The sequence below is a fragment of the Amycolatopsis panacis genome, assembly GCF_003600245.1.
GTDB classification, from domain to species: domain Bacteria; phylum Actinomycetota; class Actinomycetes; order Mycobacteriales; family Pseudonocardiaceae; genus Amycolatopsis; species Amycolatopsis sulphurea.
The window spans coordinates 49,669-65,878 of record NZ_QZFV01000074.1 but is presented as its reverse complement, the minus strand read 5'-3'; the positions used below and the strand labels follow the sequence as shown (position 1 = coordinate 65,878).

Sequence of the window (16,210 nt, the reverse complement as noted above, 5' to 3'; positions counted from 1 at the left end):
GAATCGGCATGACCACCGCGGTCGCCGTGGTCGGTGGCGGGCTCGCCGGGATCGCCACCGCGCTCGCCTGCGCCGACGCCGGGCGGCCGGTCACTCTGTTCGAGGCGCGGCCGCAGCTGGGCGGGCTGACCCATTCGTTCCGCCGCGGCGAGCTGCATGTGGACAACGGCCAGCACGTGTTCCTGCGCTGCTGCACCGCCTATCTGGCGCTGCTGGAACGCCTCGGCGTCGCCGGCAAGGTGCTGCTGCAGCCCCGGCTGGAAATCCCCATCCGCGTCCCGGGCACCGCCGGCGCGACCTGGCTGCGCCGTGGTGCCCTGCCCGCGCCGCTGCACCTGGCCGGTTCCCTGGTGCGGTACGACCCGTTGCGCCCGCTGGACCGGGCCCGGTTCGCCCTCGCCGCGCTCGCGTTGCGGCGGGTGGACCCGGCCGACGACCGTACCGATCGCCAGTCGTTCGGCGAATGGCTGCGCCGGCACGGGCAGAGCGCGTCGGCCATCGAAGCGCTGTGGGACCTGGTGGGCGTGGCGACGCTGAACGCGACCGCCGACGAAGCCTCGCTGAGTCTCGCCGCGACGGTCTTCCAGGAGGGCCTGCTGACCGATCCCGCCGCGGCCGACATCGGCTGGTCGCTGGTGCCGCTGACGGAGTTGCACGGCGAACCGGCGTTCGCCCGGCTCATCGAAGCCGGTGCCACGGTCCGCACCGGCACGAAGGTCCGGGAGCTGGCCCGCGACGGGGATTCCTGGCGGATCCGCACGGACCGCGAGGTGGAGGAGTTCGCCCAGGTCGTGCTCGCCACGCCGCCGCCGGTCACCGAGCGGCTCGCCCCGGCGGGCGCGATCCGGCTGCCCGCGGGCTGGTCCGGTGGGCTGGGCAGCTCCCCGATCGTCAATGTGCACGTGGTGCTGGACCGGAAGGTGCTCGCCGAGCCGTTCGTGGCCGGGGTGCGCACGCCGGTGCAGTGGGTGTTCGACCGCACCCGTCAGTCCGGGTTGGACACCGGCCAGTACCTGGCGATGTCGCTTTCCGCCGCGGACGCGGAGATCGACCTGCCGTCCGCGGCCCTGCGGGCCCGGCTGCTGCCCGAGCTCACCAGCCTGCTCCCGGAAGCCGCGCATGCGGAGGTGCTCGACTTCTTCGTCACCCGCGAGCGGCACGCGACCTTCCGGCCCGGGCCGGGGACCGCGTCACTGCGCCCGCCCGCGGTGACCGCGGCGGACGGGCTGTACCTGGCCGGTGCGTGGACGGCCACCGGCTGGCCCGCGACGATGGAGGGCGCCGCCCGCAGTGGTGCCGCCGCGGCTTCCGCTCTCCTGGAGCAGAACGTGCCCGAGAAGAAGGAGGGAGTCGGAGCATGACCACCACCATGGGCTCCGCGTCTGCCACTGGGGTTCCCGGGATACTGGGACGGACACGCGACCTCGTGCAGCCCGCGTTGCGAAAGGCCGTGGCACGGCTGGACGAATCCAGCCGCGCGCAGAGCGCCTACCATCTCGGCTGGACGGATTGCGACGGTGCGCCCACGGCGGGCAACGGGGGCAAGGCGGTGCGTTCCGCGCTCGCCGTGGTGTCCGCCCAGGCCGCCGGAGCGGCGGTGGAGATCGGCGTGCCCGGCGCCGTCGCCGTGGAACTCGTGCACAATTTCTCGCTCGTCCACGACGATCTGATGGACGGCGACACCGAACGGCGGCACCGGGCCACGGTGTGGTCGCTGTGGGGCGCGCCGAGCGCGATCCTGACCGGCGACGCGATGCTCGCGCTCGCGCTGGAAGTGGTGCTGGACAGCGGTTCCCCGCACACCGTGCCCGCCGCGCGGCTGCTGACCGAGACCACCCGGCGGCTGATCGAGGGCCAGGCGCTCGACGTCGCGTTCGAGGAGCGCGACGACGTCACTGTCGCCGAATGCGTGGCGATGGCCGGGGGCAAGACCGGGGCGCTGCTGTCGGCGAGCGCCGCGATCGGTGCGGTGCTCGCCGGGGCCGACCATGAGGTGATCGAGGCGCTGACGGTGTTCGGCGAGGAGATCGGCCTGGCCTTCCAGCTCGTCGACGACGTGCTCGGAATCTGGGGCGATCCGGCGGTGACCGGCAAGTCCGTGTACTCCGATCTCCACGCGGGCAAGAAATCCCTGCCGGTCGCGTACGCCACCACCCACGGTGGCGCGCCCGGACGGGAGCTGGCCGAGTGGCTCGCCGCGCCGGAGCCCCCAGACGAGGCCGAGCTGGCCCGGGTGGCCGCGCTGGTCGCCGCGGCGGGCGGCCGGGAATGGGCCGTCGCGGAAGCCGCGCGCCGGGTCGCCACCGCCGAGCAGGCACTCGCCCCGATCCCGGCCGGACCCCGCGCCGACCTGATCGACATCGCCCGGTTCATCGTGCACAGGGAGGCGTGATGCCCCTTCCGGAACCGACCCACCATGCCCGTTTCTTCCTGCGTCGGGAGGCCCGATGACCCAGACCGTGCCCGAACCGGCCGTCGTTGCGCAGCCGGCTCCCGAATCGGCGCTGACCGCCGCGATCGGCTTCCTGCGCCGGGAGCAGCATCCGGCGGGCTGGTGGAAGGGCGAGCTGGCGACGAACGTCACGATGGACGCCGAAGACCTGCTGCTGCGGCAGTTCCTCGGCATCCTGACTCCGCGGGTGGCGCAGGAGTCGGCCCGGTGGATCCGCTCGCAGCAGCGGGCGGACGGCACCTGGGCGAACTTCCCCGGCGGGCCGGCCGACCTGTCCACCACGGTCGAGGCGTGGGTGGCGCTGCGGCTGGCCGGCGACCCGGCGGACGCGCCGTGGCTGGCCACGGCGGCGGAGTACATCCGCGGGCACGGCGGGCTGGAGGGCACCCGGGTGTTCACCCGGATCTGGCTCGCGCTGTTCGGCCAGTGGTCCTGGGACGAGCTGCCGAACATGCCCCCGGAGCTGATCTTCCTGCCGTCCTGGTTCCCGCTCAACGTCTACGATTTCGCCTGCTGGGCACGGCAGACGATCGTGCCGCTGACCGTGGTCGGCACCCTGCGCCCGGTCCGCGACCTGCCCTTCGACGTGGCCGAGCTGCGGATCGGTGAGCATCCCGCGAAGACCCGTACGCCGTGGACCTGGGACGGGCTGTTCCAGAATCTCGACACGGCGCTGCACGTCTACGCGAAGCTGCCGGTCAACCCGGTCCGGAAGGTCGCGCTGAAGCAGGCCGCGGAGTGGATCCTGGCGCGGCAGGAGGCCGACGGGTCCTGGGGCGGCATCCAGCCGCCGTGGGTCTACTCGATCCTGGCGCTGCACCTGCTCGGCTACCCGCTCGATCATCCCGTGCTCAAGGCCGGCATCGAGGGGCTCGACGGGTTCACCATCCGGGAGGAGACCGAACAGGGCTGGGTACGCCGGCTGGAAGCCTGCCAGTCGCCGGTGTGGGACACCGCGCTGGCGATGACGGCGCTGCTGGACGCGGGCGTCTCCCCCGGCGACGAAATGCTCGTCCGGGCGACGGACTGGGTGCTGGGCGAAGAGATCCGGGTGACCGGCGACTGGTCGGTGCGTCGCCCGAGGCTGGCCCCCGGCGGGTTCGCCTTCGAGTTCGCCAACGACGGCTACCCCGACACCGACGACACCGCCGAGGTCGTACTCGCGCTGCGCCGGATGGGCAAGCCCGACCACTTGCGGATCCGGGCGGCGGTGGACCGCAGCGTGCGGTGGCTGGAGGGCATGCAGTCGCGCGACGGCGGCTGGGGCGCCTTCGACGTGGACAACACCCAGGTGCTCGCCACGAAACTGCCGTTCTGCGATTTCGGCGCGGTGATCGACCCGCCATCCGCGGACGTCACCGCACACGTGGTGGAAATGCTTGCCGCGGAAGGAAAGGCCGACACGCCGGAATGCCGCCGCGGGGTCCAGTGGATGCTGGATCACCAGGAGCCGGACGGCTCGTGGTTCGGCCGCTGGGGCACGAACTACGTGTACGGCACCGGTGCGGTGGTCCCCGCGCTGGTGGACGCGGGCATCCCGGCCGGGGACCCGCGGATCCGGCGCGCGGTGCGGTGGCTGTCCGAGCACCAGAACGCCGACGGCGGCTGGGGCGAGGACCTGCGTTCCTACCGGGATCCGGCCTGGGCCGGGCGGGGCGATTCCACCCCGTCGCAGACGGCGTGGGCCTTGCTGGCGCTGCTCGCGGCCGGGGAACGCGAATCCGAAGCGGTCACCCGGGGCGTGGCGTGGCTGTGCGAACGCCAGCGCCCGGACGGCGGCTGGGACGAGGACAAGCACACCGGCACCGGCTTTCCCGGCGACTTCTACCTGTCCTACCACCTGTATCGCGTGGTGTTCCCGCTGTCCGCGCTGGGCCGATACGTGCGGGGCGGCTCGTGATCCCGGCGGTGGTCTGCGCGCCGCTGCGGATCGAGCAGCTGGCGTTACGCGGCGCTGTCCACACCGGACTCGGTCCGCGGCGGGCCGCGGCCACCGCGGCCCGGCTGCCCGCCGGTCCCCGCCTCGTCGCCGGGCTCGGCGGCGGCCTCGCCCCGCACGTACGGCCCGGCGACCTGGTGGTCGCGACCGAAGTGCGCGGTCCACAGGGGACTGTCCCGGTTCCGTCCGCCCCCTTGCTCGCGGGCGAACTGCGCCGCCGCGGCCTCACTGTCCACACTGGACCCATCGTGGGCAGCGACCACGTCGTGCCCGAGCGGGAACGGGCCGAACTGGCGGAAACCGGGGCGCTGGCGGTCGACATGGAGTCGCCATGGCTGGCCGCGCCCGATGCACCCTTCGCCGCCGTACGAGCCATTGTGGACACTGCGGGCGCGCCGCTGCTGCGCCCCTCCACCGTCTCGAACGGCCTGGCCGGGTTGCGCAGTCTTCGGGCCGCCGCACCGGTTTTCACCGCGTGGCAGCGGGCTGTGCGGTCCCGCGACATCCTGCTGGCCGCTCCGCGTTCGTTCTGCGCCGGGGTGGAGCGCGCGATCGACATCGTGGAACGCGCGCTCGATCGGTTCGGCGCGCCCGTCTACGTGCGACGCCAGATCGTGCACAACACCCACGTGGTCCGCCGCCTGCAAGAGCGCGGCGCGGTGTTCGTGGACGAGGTCGGCGAAGTGCCCGAGGGTGCCACGCTGGTGTTCGCCGCGCACGGCGTCTCCCCCGCCGTCCGGCGCGAGGCCGCCGGGCGCGGGCTGTCGGTGATCGACGCGACCTGTCCCCTGGTCACCAAGGTGCACAACGAAGTCCGCCGCTATCACGAGCGCGGCGACACGGTCTTCCTGATCGGGCACGCCGAGCACGAAGAGGTGCAGGGCACCGTCGGCGAAGCGCCCGGCCATGTCGTGGTGATCGACGACGTGGCAGCCGCGCGCCGGGTCACCGCCCCGGACGCGAGCCGGGTCGCCTACACCATGCAGACCACGCTGGCGCTCGACGAGGCCGAGGAAATCGCGTCCGTGCTGCGCGCACGGTTCCCCGGACTGGCCGCGCCGCGCAAGGACGACATCTGTTACGCCACCACCAACCGCCAGGCCGCGCTGCGGGCGATCGCCCGCGAGGTGGATCTGGTGCTGGTGGTCGGCTCCACCACCTCGTCCAACTCACTCCGGCTCGTGGAGGTCGCCGAACGCGCGGGTACGCCCGCCGTCCTGGTGGACGACTGCGCGGACCTGGATCTGCACCGGCTGTCCGGTGCAGGCCGGATCGGCCTCACCGCGGGCGCCTCCGCTCCGCCGCACCTCGTGGACGAGGTGGTCGCGGCGCTGGGCGCGCTCGGACCGGTCACCGTCACCGAACGACGGCTGACCGAAGAGGAAACGACCTTCACCCTACCTCGGGAGGTGCGCTGAATCATGGCCATGCCGTTGCGCCAGTCCGTCCGGCTGGGCGGCTACCTGATGCTGCAGAAGCTGCGGCGCAAGGAGAAGTTCCCGCTGCTGGTCGAGCTGGAACCGCTCTTCGCGTGCAACCTCAAATGCGGCGGCTGCGGCAAGATCGCCCAGCCGCACACTCTGCTCAAGCAGCGGATGCCGGTGGCGCAGGCGGTCGGCGCGATCGAGGAGAGCGGCGCGCCGATGGTCTCCATCGCCGGCGGGGAGCCGCTGATGCACCCGCAGATCGACGAGATCACCCGGCAGCTGCTGGCCCGGAGGAAGATCGTCTTCCTGTGCACCAACGCGTTGCTGCTGCCCAAGCACATCGACAAGTTCACCCCGCACCGCAATTTCGCCTGGATGGTGCACATCGACGGGCTCCAGGAGCGCCACGACGCCTCGGTGCGCAAGCCCGGTGGCTTCCAGGCCGCGGTCGAGGCGATCAAACTGGCCAAGGCCAAGGGTTTCCGGGTCATGACCAACACCACGTTCTTCACCGGGGACACCCCACAGGACGTGATCGACGTGCTGGACCATCTTAACGACCTCGGCGTGGACAACATGCAGATCTCGCCGGGCTACGCGTATGAGAAGGCGCCCGACCAAGACCACTGGCTGGGCGTGCGGCAGACCCGCGAACTGTTCGCCAAGGCCTTCGGCGGCGGCAACCGCAAGCGCTGGCGGCTCAACCACTCGCCGGTGTTCCTCGATTTCCTGGAGGGCAAGCGGGATCTGGAGTGCACGCCGTGGGGCATCCCGTCCTACTCGCTGCTCGGCTGGCAACGCCCGTGCTACCTGCTCGACGACGGCTACACCGAGACGTACCAGGAACTGCTGGAAACCACCGACTGGAACGCCTTCGGCCGCGGCAAGGACCCCCGGTGCGCGAACTGCATGGCCCACTGCGGGTACGAACCCACGGCGGTGATCGCCACCCTCGGCTCACTGAAGGAATCCGTGCGCGCTGCTGTGGGCCACTGACGGCGCTGGGGTGGCCGGGGCTCCCGGGGTGCCTGGGTGCGCTGCGGTCACCCTGGCAGCCCGCCATCCCGAGCCGTGTCCCCGAGTGGCGCACTCCCGAACCGCACCTCACCCGGACAACCCGCCCTCCCGAGCCGTGTCCCCGGCTCGCGCACTCCCGAACCGCACCTCACCCCGGGCAACGCATCATCACGTCGTGCAGCGCCGCCCCGACCACGGCCGCGCCCGCCCGGGTCATCACCGTGGCCGCGTGGTCGGCGCCCGAGATCCGCCGCGGCCGGCCGAGGGTGGGCAGCACGGCCCGGAATTCCGCCAGCGCCGACGCCGAGTACGCGGGCGGCGTGCCCGGGCCAGAACCCCATTCGGCGTAGACGAATTCGATCGGCACGGTCAGCTCACGCCACCGGTGCTCGCCGAACAGCACATCGGTCGCGTCGGAAAGGACAGCCTCGCGGTCCAGCAGCACCCGGCCGTCGGCGAGGTCGTGTTCGAGGTGGTCGCGCAGCAGCGGATCACGGGCGTCCAGCAACGGGTTCGCCGCAGTGAAATGGGCAAGATACTGCTCGATCCCATCCCACCGCCGCGACACCCTGGCCAGCTGCGCCGCGAACGCGGCGGGCACCTCCCCCGGCGTCAGCCCCGGCGCGACGGCGACCGGGAACCCGCCGTCCACCAGCACCAGCGCCTGCACCCGGTCCGGGCGGCGGACGGCCAGTTCCACCGCCACGAAGCCGCCCATCGACATCCCGCAGACCGGCACCCGGCTCAGCTCCAGCGCGTCGAGCACCCGCACCAGATCCTCGGCGTGCTGCCGGATCGAGGACGGCCCGCCGACCGGATAGCTGCCCGCCCGGCCGCGCAGATCCGGGGTCACCAGTGAGACGCCGGGCGTCTCCAGCGCGAGCCAGTTCCACAGCCGGCAGTTGCTCGCCACCCCATGCACGGCCAGCACCGCCGGACGACCGCCCGCGCCGAGTTCCACCGCCAACGTACCGCCGTCGACCGAGATCCGGACCGTCCTGCGCTCCGCCATCACCCCACGGTAGCGGACCGGACACTGTGGACGGTTCAACCGACCGTGCGGTTCCGCCCCCGGACGCGGTTCACCCCGGCAGGCACACCCCGGCCCACGCCGTGGTGCGGGCCAGGCCGACGAGAAGGCTGTGAAGGGACCCTTCACGGACGCTGAGGCCAGGGTTCCGGCAAAGTCGGTGTAGAGGTCCGTGAAGGGACCCTTCACGGACTCTGAGTCCGTGAAGGGTCCCTTCACAGACCCAAAACCGGTCCGGCGCACGCTACGAGGTGGTCGCACACACCTCCGCATCGCCCACCGCCGGGTCCCCGACCAACTTTGCCGACACCCTGGACTCAAAGGCTGTGAAGGTGCCCTTCACAGCCTTGCCGCCGGACGGTGCCGGTCGCCGACGGGCGAACGGACCAACCGGCCATAGGGGACCGCGGCAGCAGATGGTTCGACGGTCGAACAAAATGGCGCTACAGTCGGGACGTGCCCGAACCCACCACCGCCGGAAACCTCTCCACGCCCGGAGCCGCCGCCACCGGAACCGATCCCGCTGTCGGAACCGCCACCGAACCCACCTCCGCAACACCCGGCACCCCCACCCCCGGAAGCGTCTCCGTACCCGGAACCGCCGCCGCCGGAACCGATCCCACTCCCGCTGTCGGAACCGCCAAATCCGGCTCCGCAACCCCCACCACCGGAACCACCACCACAACCCCCACCACGGGAACAACCCCCGGTGCCACCACCTCCTCCGCGGGAACCGCCCCCACCGCCGGATCCGCATCGGACCCCGCAGCCGTGCTCGCCGTCCGCACCCTGGCCCGCGTCTCCCGCGTGCTGGAGCGCTCGACCGCCGAACTCAACCTGGCGCACTACCGCGTGCTGTCGGCCATCGCGGGCGGCGATGCCCGGGCGTCCCGCGTCGCGCAGCGGCTCGCACTCGGGCGTCCGGCGATCAGCGCCGCCGTGGACGCGCTGACCAAGCGCGGGCTGGTCGTGCGCAGCGACGTCGACGGCGATCAGCGGGCCACCGCGCTTTCCCTGACCCCGCTGGGGGAACGGCTGCTCGCCGAGACCGAGGCCGAGATGGTCGCCAGGGTCGGCGCGCTGGCCGGCCGCACCCCCGACCCGGAGCAGGTGCTGCGGGTGCTCGGCTGGCTCGGGCCGGCCATCGACGAACTCGTGGCCGAACACCTGGCATCCCGGTGAGCACTGCGGACGGTCCGGGCTGGCTGCGGCGGCTGGCCGACTACGTCCTGCGGCACCGCCGGGAGGTGGCGCTGGCGCTAGGCGCGGCAGTGCTCGGCGCGGCCTGCCAGACCGTGGTCCCGTTGCTGGAGCGGGAGATCGTCGACAACGTGGTGCTGCGCGGCGACCAGTCCCTGTGGCCGTGGCTGACCGCGCTGCTCGTGGTGGCCGCCGCCGCGTTCGTGTTCACCTACCAGCGGCGGTACCGCGGCGGCCGGGTCGCCCTGTCCGTGCAGTACGACCTTCGCAACGACATGCACGCGCACCTGCAGCGGCTGGACTTCGCGGCGCTCGACCGGATGCCCACCGGCCAGGTGGTGGCCCGGGCGACGGCCGATTCCGGGATCGTGCAAGGGCTGCTCACCCTCCTGCCGACGGTGAGCGGCAACATCCTGCTGGTCCTGCTCTCGCTCACGGTGATGCTGGTCCTCTCTCCGTTGCTCGCGCTGGTGAGCCTGATCGTGGTCCCGGCCCTGCTCGCGCTGTCCTACCGGATGCGCCGCCGGATCTTCCCCGCCACCTGGGCCGCGCAGCAGCGCGAGGGCGATCTGGTGCAGATCGTCGACGAGGACCTCAACGGCGTCCGCGTGGTGAAGGCATTCGGCCAGGAACAGCGGGAGCTGACGCGCGTCGCGAAGACCGCCGGGGAGGTCTACGGCACGAACCTGCGCGCCGTCCGGCTCCAGTCGCGGTATCAGCCGCTGCTGCAAGCGATCCCGTCGCTGGGGCAGGTCGCCGTGCTGGTGCTCGGCGGCTGGCTGGCTCTGCACCACGGGCTCAGCCTCGGCACTTTCCTGGCGTTCTCCACCTACGTCGCGCAGCTGATGGCGCCCGCCCGGCAGCTGGCCGGAGTGCTCGCGATCGGGCAGCAGGCCCGCGCCGGGGTAGAGCGGATCTTCCAGCTGCTGGACCTCGAACCGGCGATCACCGACGCTCCGGACGCCCAGGACCTGCCGCCGGCCCGGGGCGAGCTGACCTTCCGGGACGTCCACTTCGGACATTCGGCGGACGCGCCCGTGCTCCGCGGCTTCGATCTGCACCTCGCGGCGGGCGAGCGGGTGGCGCTGGTCGGGGCGAGCGGCAGCGGCAAGACCACCGCGACCATGCTCGTGTCCCGCTTCCATGATCCCGACTCGGGCGCGGTGCTGGTGGACGGGCACGATCTGCGATCGGTGCGGCTGTCCTCGCTGCGGTCGCAGGTCGGCGTGGTGTTCGAGGAGAGTTTCCTGTTCTCCGACACGATCCGCGCGAACATCGCCTACGCCCGCCCGGACGCCGGCGAGGACGAGATTCTCGCCGCAGCCAGGATCGCGGCGGCCGACGGCTTCGTTTCCGAGCTGCCGCAAGGGTATGACACGGTGGTGGGCGAGCGCGGGCTGTCGCTGTCCGGCGGCCAGCGGCAGCGCATCGCGCTGGCCCGCGCCGTGCTCGCCGACCCTCGCATCCTCGTGCTCGACGACGCGACCAGCGCGGTCGACGCCACCACCGAAGAGGCGATCAACGAATCCCTCCGCACCGTCCTTTCCGGACGGACGACGCTGCTGGTCGCGCACCGGCGCTCGACCCTGCACCTGGCCGACCGGGTGGTCATGCTGGACGGCGGCGTGGTCGCCGACCAGGGCAGCCACGAGGAACTGTTCGCCCGCAGCGCCCGCTACCGCGCCCTGCTGACCGGTCTCGACGACGCGGAGGCCGAGCAGGTCGGCGACCGGATCGAAGCCCTGTCGGAATGGGCGGGCGGCACCACCGAATCCGCCTGGCGCGAGGCCGAACGGCAACACGAGCACCGGCTGCACACCACCCGGCCGAGCACTGCGGGGATCGGGGCAGGCCTGGCGGGCTCGGCCGGTCGCAGCTGGCGTGCCGCGCTGCCGCCGACCCCCGAGCTGCTCGCCCGGGTGGATCGGCTCCCGCCGGTCCGCGACTCCGCCACACTGGACCTGTCCGCGGAATCCCGGCAGCAGCGCGGATTCTCCCTCGTCACCCTGCTGCGGGAGTTCCGCCGCCCGCTCGCGCTCGGGCTGCTGCTGGTGGTGCTCGACGCAGCCGCCTCGGTGATCGGCCCGGTGCTGGTCAAGAGCGGGATCGACGACGGGGTCCTGCGGGCCTCGCAGGCCGTGCTGTTCGGCGCGGCCGGGTTGTTCCTTGTGATCATCCTGGCCGCACTGCTGGACGGGATCGCCGAGACGTTCGTGACCGGCCGGACCACCCAGCGGGTGATGCTCTCGCTGCGCGTGCGGATCTGGGCGCAGCTGCAACGGCTTTCGCTCGACTACTACGAACGCGAGCTGACCGGCCGGATCATGACCCGGATGACCACCGACGTGGACCAGTTCGAAGCCCTGATCCAGAACGGACTGCTGTCCGCGCTCGTCGCCGTGGTCACTTTCGCCGGAGTGGGGGTCACCCTGGTGGTGGTGAATCCGGTGCTGGGCTTGTGCACGCTCACCGTGGTCGTACCGCTGGCGATCGCCACCGTGGCGTTCCGGCGCCGCGCGACACGGCTGTACGACGTGGCCCGCGACCGGGTCGCCGTGGTGAACGCCGATTTCCAGGAAAGCCTTGCCGGAGTACGGGAATCTCAGGCGTTCACGCACGAGGCCGCGACCATCCGCCGGTTCCGCGGGCTGGGCCGCGACTACCTGGACGCCCGCTTCTCCGCGCAACGGCTCGCCGCCACGTACTTCCCGTTCGTGCAGTTCCTCTCCGCCGGCGCGGACGCGATTGTGCTCGGGGTGGGGGCCGGGATGGTCCACTCCGGCTCGCTGAGCGCCGGTGCGCTGATCGCCTTCGTCCTGTACATTGACTTGTTCTTCTCCCCCGTCCAGCAGCTGTCGCAGGTGTTCGACTCGTGGCTGCAGACCCGGGTCTCGGTCGAGCGCATCGCCGAACTGATGCGGCTGGAGACCCTCACCCCGGTCGCACCCGGCGCCGTCACTCCCCGCCGCGTACGCGGGGCGATCTCCTTACACGGCGTACGTTTCAGCTACCCCACCGCCCCCACCACGACGACCCGGCGGCGCGGCCCGGCCGACCCGCGGATGATCCCCGGCGCCGAGGCCACCGCGAAACCCCCGGAAGCGTTGCGGGGTATCGACTTGACCATCGTACCCGGCGAAACCGTCGCGCTGGTCGGGGAAACCGGCGCGGGCAAGTCGACCGTGCTGAAGCTGCTGGCCCGGTTCTACGATCCGGACACCGGCCATGTCCTCGTGGACGGCCACGATCTGCGCGACCTGGACCTCGCCGGTTACCGGCGGCTGCTCGGCTACGTGCCGCAGGAGGCATTCCTGTTCACCGGCACCGTCCGCGACAACATCGCCTACGGCCGCGCCGAGGCGACCGACGCCGAGGTGGAGGCCGCCGCGCGCGCCGTCGGCGCACACGAGTTCGTGGCATCGCTGCCCGGCGGCTACCTGCACGAGATCGCCGAACGCGGCCGTTCGCTGTCCGCCGGGCAACGCCAACTGCTGGCACTCGCCCGCGCGCAGCTCGTCGACCCGGCGATCCTGCTGCTGGACGAGGCCACGTCGAACCTCGACCTCGCCGCCGAAGCCCGCGTGTCGAACGCCATGCGCACGGTGTCCTCCGGCCGTACGACGATCGTCATCGCACACCGCCTGCACACCGCCCGCACCGCGGACCGGATCGTGGTCCTGGAGCACGGCCGCGTCGCCGAATCCGGCAGCCACGCGGACCTGCTGGACCGGCCGGGCCGGTATGCCGCGATGTGGGCGGCGTTCACCTCCCTGAGCGGGGAGGGGCCGACTGCCGCTTGAGCGGCCTGCGGGGGCTCGGGTGTCGCGGGTGCTTCGCGGTGGGTGTGTTCTTGTGATCGAACGGTGGCCTGCGAGACTTCAGCTGGCACCGGCCATGATCACCATTCCGTGGACGAGGCCCTCGACCGCTGCGCTTCTCCCAGTGTGGTGACCAAGATCTGCGGCGGTCGGGCAGAACGGCCCGGCCGGTCCCTCCTCACCGGCCCGAAGCCCAGCCCGCCCTATGTTGATCACTGACCATCGTCGGTCACTCTTTGCCATCTATTGACCTCCCTGCCCCTCTCCTTTTATGGTCTAGACCATAACTCCATCCTTCGCTCGCCCCCATCGGGTCACAGGCAGTGTGATCCGCGGGTTTCGCCATGCCCGGAACGGGAAGGCGAGCACTCCCCGAAGGAGCTGCCATGAAAGCGAACCGGAAACTCATCGCCGCACTGAGCGGCGCGGCGATCGCGCCGGTGCTGGTGCTGGCCGGACCGGCGGGCGTTGCCAGCGCACACGGGTACGTGAACTCACCGCCCAGCAGGCAGGCGGAATGCGCGCAGGGGATCGTCGAATGCGGGGCGATCAAATACGAACCGCAGAGTGTCGAAGGCCCCAAGGGGCTGCACGAATGCAACGGCGGAAAGGCCGAGTTCGCCGAACTGAACGACGACAGCAAGAGCTGGCGGGCCACCCCCACCGGCACCACGGCCAGTTTCACCTGGACCTTCACCGCCCGGCACTCGACCACCGACTACGAATACTTCATCGGCGGCCAGAAGATCGCCGGCTTCGACGGTGGCGGCCAGAAGCCACCGGAAACCATTACGCACCAAGTGGATCTGAGCGGGCACACCGGTCACCAGACGGTACTGGCGGTCTGGAACGTCGCGGACACGGCGAACGCCTTCTACTCCTGCATCGATCTGCAGGTCGGCTGATCCCCCGAACCGAGGTGCGCCCGGCGGCGTGGCGGCGCCCCGGGCGCACCTCCCCGGCGCAGCGACGAAAGTCGTAAGCCAAGCAGTCCAACGGAATCCGGTCCGAACTGCGCCCGCCGAACACGGAAAGAGCACCGGACCACTGGGCCAGACCCTTGCCCGTGCGCCCGGTTTCCGGTGGCGCCCCGGGCACCCTCCCGGTGAGCTGTTGACCATTTGCCAACAAGATGATTAGCGTGCCCGTCAGCGAGCAACGGTGCGATCAGGAGGCGACTTTCCTTGATATCCCGGCGAACTTTCCTCGGCGCTTCCGCGGCGGCGGCGACCATCCCTTGGTGGGGAACGAATCCGGCCGCCGCGGCCACCCCGGATACGGTCAAGATCGCGTTCGACGATCAATCCGGCGCCGGGCAGACCTACGCCTACATCACCGGAACCACGCCGGACCACCGGCTGATCGTGCTCAAGGCCGACGGCACCGCGTATTACCCGCCGTCGCCGGGCGCGCAGGCACCGCTCGGGGTGGACTGCGCGATCCCGCTGAAATCGCTGTCCCAGGTGAGTGTGCCCAAGATGATCGGCGCCCGGATCTACCTGGCACTCGACGAGAAGCTCGACTTCTTCGTCAATCCGGGTCCGGAAATGGTGCACCCGAACTTCCTCAGCGCCGACGACCCGAACTATCGGCGAAATTGGGCATTCGCCGAGTTCACCTTCAACGACGAGCAGCTCTTCGCGAACATCAGCTACGTGGACTTCGTGGCCATTCCGATCGGCCTGCACCTCACCACCACGGGATCCGGCGAGCAGACCGTCAAGGGACTCCCGGCCCGTTCACTGGACGGGATCTGCGACGAACTGAGGAAACAGGGCGGCTCCTGGGCCAATCTGGTGGAGGACGACAACGGAAAGGCGCTGCGAGCGCTGTCCGCCCATCACCGCGCCCACCAGTTCGCCGGCTACCTCGACGGCTACATCGACCAGGTGTGGGAGAAATACGGTGGCACCAAGCTCACCGTCGACACCCAGCGTCCCGATCTCGGCACGTTCACCGGCCAGGTCTCCGGCGGGAAACTGACCTTCAACAACGGCGAAAGCTTCGGCAAGCCCGCCACCGCGGACGTGTGGAGCTGCGACAGCGGCCCGTTCTCACTCGCGGGTAACCCCAGCGAGGCCCGCAAGGCGATCGTGCCGAGGCTGGCCGCCGCACTGAACCGCACCACCTTGCTGGACAATCCGGACCAGCCGACCGGCGAGGACCCGGCGAAGTTCTATCAGGGCGACAAGACCAATCACTACGCCCGGATCGTGCACAGCAAGCTGCCGGACAACCGCGGTTACGCCTTCCCGTACGACGACGTCACGCCCGGCCAGGACTTCAGCGGCGCAGTTCAGGCCGGCGACCCGGACACGCTGACCATCACCGTGAACGCCTTGCGCTGAAAGCAAAACTCACCTTCGCGCATTCCGGCCACGTGGTGGGCGAGTCGCCTCGTCCACCACGCCGGTCGCGCCATGATCGCCGGCCCGTCAACCTCGCAGCGTGGTGCCTGGTCAGTCCTCGCCGCGGAGGACTTCGGCCAAGACCGCGGCCTGGCTGTACGCGGGGTCCTTGGTCGCGGTCAGCAAGGTCAGCCGCCCATGGGCGGCACGGGCGCGGAGCGCGGCAACGGCCTCCGCCGCAACGGGTTCCGACAGTTCAGCCCGGTAACGACGGGCGAATTCGGCGAACCGCTCCGGATCGTGGCCGTACCAGCGACGCAGTTCCGTGGACGGCGCGACGCCCCGGCACCAGTCGTCCAGCGCGGCCGCGCTCTTGGCCAGCCCACGCGGCCACAACCGGTCCACGAGGACCCGCACACCGTCCTCCGAGGTCGCCGCGTCATACACCCTGGCCACCTGCACGTCGGGAGAGCCCACACCGCCATTGTGCCGCCCGCCCCCCGGGCCACGAATGGCACTGAGTGCACTTACTGCCGGCGACGCCCGCGCTCCGCCTCCCGCAGCGCGGCACCGATCCGCGTGACCACCTCGTGCAACGGGGTCGTGGTGCGCAGCACCGCCACCACGGTGCCCGGCTCGTCACCCGCCATGGCCAGCGCGGTTTCGATACCGGTCACCTCAGGAGCGTCGCTCTCCGCCGCCGCACTCCCGGGGGCAGTGCGCTCGGAAACGGTGCCCTCTGAAGCAGCGCTCCCGGAAACGGTGCGCTCGTCGAAGGCAAGGACGTCACCGCTGGCAGGAGCGTTGATCCCGGCAACCGGGCTGCCGGACGCCGTTGCCCCACGACCAGCGACCGCCTTACCGGACACGGCCACCTCACCGGGGTCGATCACGGCGCCTGCCGCACCGCCGATGCCGCCGGATTCGCCGGAAGCCGCTCCGCGCCTGGTGGCACCGGACGCCTTGCCGGAAGGAGCCA

General features: G+C 71.2%; 11 protein-coding genes. 9 read left to right on the top strand and 2 right to left on the bottom strand.

The genetic code is table 11. From position 1 onward, the window contains the following. Positions 1-8 precede the first annotated feature (8 nt). Genes hpnE through hpnH form a run of 5 tightly spaced genes read left to right on the top strand, consistent with a single transcriptional unit; the run spans position 9 to position 6,814 of the window. Positions 9-1,361, top strand: a complete 1,353-nt coding sequence (gene hpnE, locus D5S19_RS12155) for a hydroxysqualene dehydroxylase HpnE (protein ID WP_120023453.1) — start codon at positions 9-11, stop codon at positions 1,359-1,361. Then, the gene (locus D5S19_RS12150; RefSeq protein ID WP_120023452.1) at positions 1,358-2,392 is read left to right on the top strand and encodes a polyprenyl synthetase family protein; all 1,035 of its coding nucleotides are present in this window, start codon (positions 1,358-1,360) and stop codon (positions 2,390-2,392) included. The genes hpnE and D5S19_RS12150 overlap by 4 nt, the downstream gene beginning before the upstream one ends. A gap of 55 nt (positions 2,393-2,447) precedes the next feature. Further along, positions 2,448-4,352, top strand: coding sequence for a squalene--hopene cyclase (gene shc / locus D5S19_RS12145; RefSeq protein WP_120023451.1), 1,905 nt, complete (start codon positions 2,448-2,450; stop codon positions 4,350-4,352). Continuing rightward, positions 4,352-5,809, top strand: a complete 1,458-nt coding sequence (gene ispH / locus D5S19_RS12140; RefSeq protein WP_120023476.1) for a 4-hydroxy-3-methylbut-2-enyl diphosphate reductase — start codon at positions 4,352-4,354, stop codon at positions 5,807-5,809. The genes shc and ispH overlap by 1 nt, the downstream gene beginning before the upstream one ends. A gap of 3 nt (positions 5,810-5,812) precedes the next feature. Next, on the top strand, positions 5,813-6,814 hold the full coding sequence (gene hpnH / locus D5S19_RS12135) for an adenosyl-hopene transferase HpnH (protein ID WP_120023450.1): 1,002 nt from the start codon (positions 5,813-5,815) through the stop codon (positions 6,812-6,814). A 169-nt stretch (positions 6,815-6,983) separates the two neighbouring features. Here the strand turns inward: hpnH and D5S19_RS12130 are convergent, their stop codons facing one another. Continuing rightward, positions 6,984-7,847 carry an alpha/beta fold hydrolase gene (locus D5S19_RS12130; RefSeq protein ID WP_120023449.1) on the bottom strand — a complete coding sequence of 288 codons (864 nt, stop codon included), beginning with the start codon at positions 7,845-7,847 and terminating at the stop codon, positions 6,984-6,986. Positions 7,848-8,636: 789 nt separating this feature from the next. Between D5S19_RS12130 and D5S19_RS12125 the strand changes: the two genes are divergently transcribed. From D5S19_RS12125 to D5S19_RS12110, 4 genes are all read left to right on the top strand, one after another. Further along, a complete protein-coding gene (locus tag D5S19_RS12125) occupies positions 8,637-9,047 on the top strand; it encodes a MarR family winged helix-turn-helix transcriptional regulator (RefSeq protein WP_120023474.1) in 411 nt (136 codons plus the stop codon). After that, positions 9,044-12,865: an ABC transporter ATP-binding protein gene (locus D5S19_RS12120; protein WP_233573850.1), complete on the top strand. Its 3,822-nt coding sequence runs from the start codon at positions 9,044-9,046 to the stop codon at positions 12,863-12,865. The genes D5S19_RS12125 and D5S19_RS12120 overlap by 4 nt, the downstream gene beginning before the upstream one ends. Before the next feature lie 404 nt (positions 12,866-13,269). Continuing rightward, positions 13,270-13,788, top strand: coding sequence for a lytic polysaccharide monooxygenase auxiliary activity family 9 protein (locus D5S19_RS12115; RefSeq protein WP_120023448.1), 519 nt, complete (start codon positions 13,270-13,272; stop codon positions 13,786-13,788). A gap of 279 nt (positions 13,789-14,067) precedes the next feature. Continuing rightward, a complete protein-coding gene (locus D5S19_RS12110) occupies positions 14,068-15,231 on the top strand; it encodes a glycoside hydrolase family 64 protein (protein WP_120023447.1) in 1,164 nt (387 codons plus the stop codon). A 111-nt stretch (positions 15,232-15,342) separates the two neighbouring features. Here the strand turns inward: D5S19_RS12110 and D5S19_RS12105 are convergent, their stop codons facing one another. Continuing rightward, on the bottom strand, positions 15,343-15,708 hold the full coding sequence (locus D5S19_RS12105) for a DUF488 domain-containing protein (protein ID WP_199730454.1): 366 nt from the start codon (positions 15,706-15,708) through the stop codon (positions 15,343-15,345). Positions 15,709-16,210 lie beyond the last annotated feature (502 nt).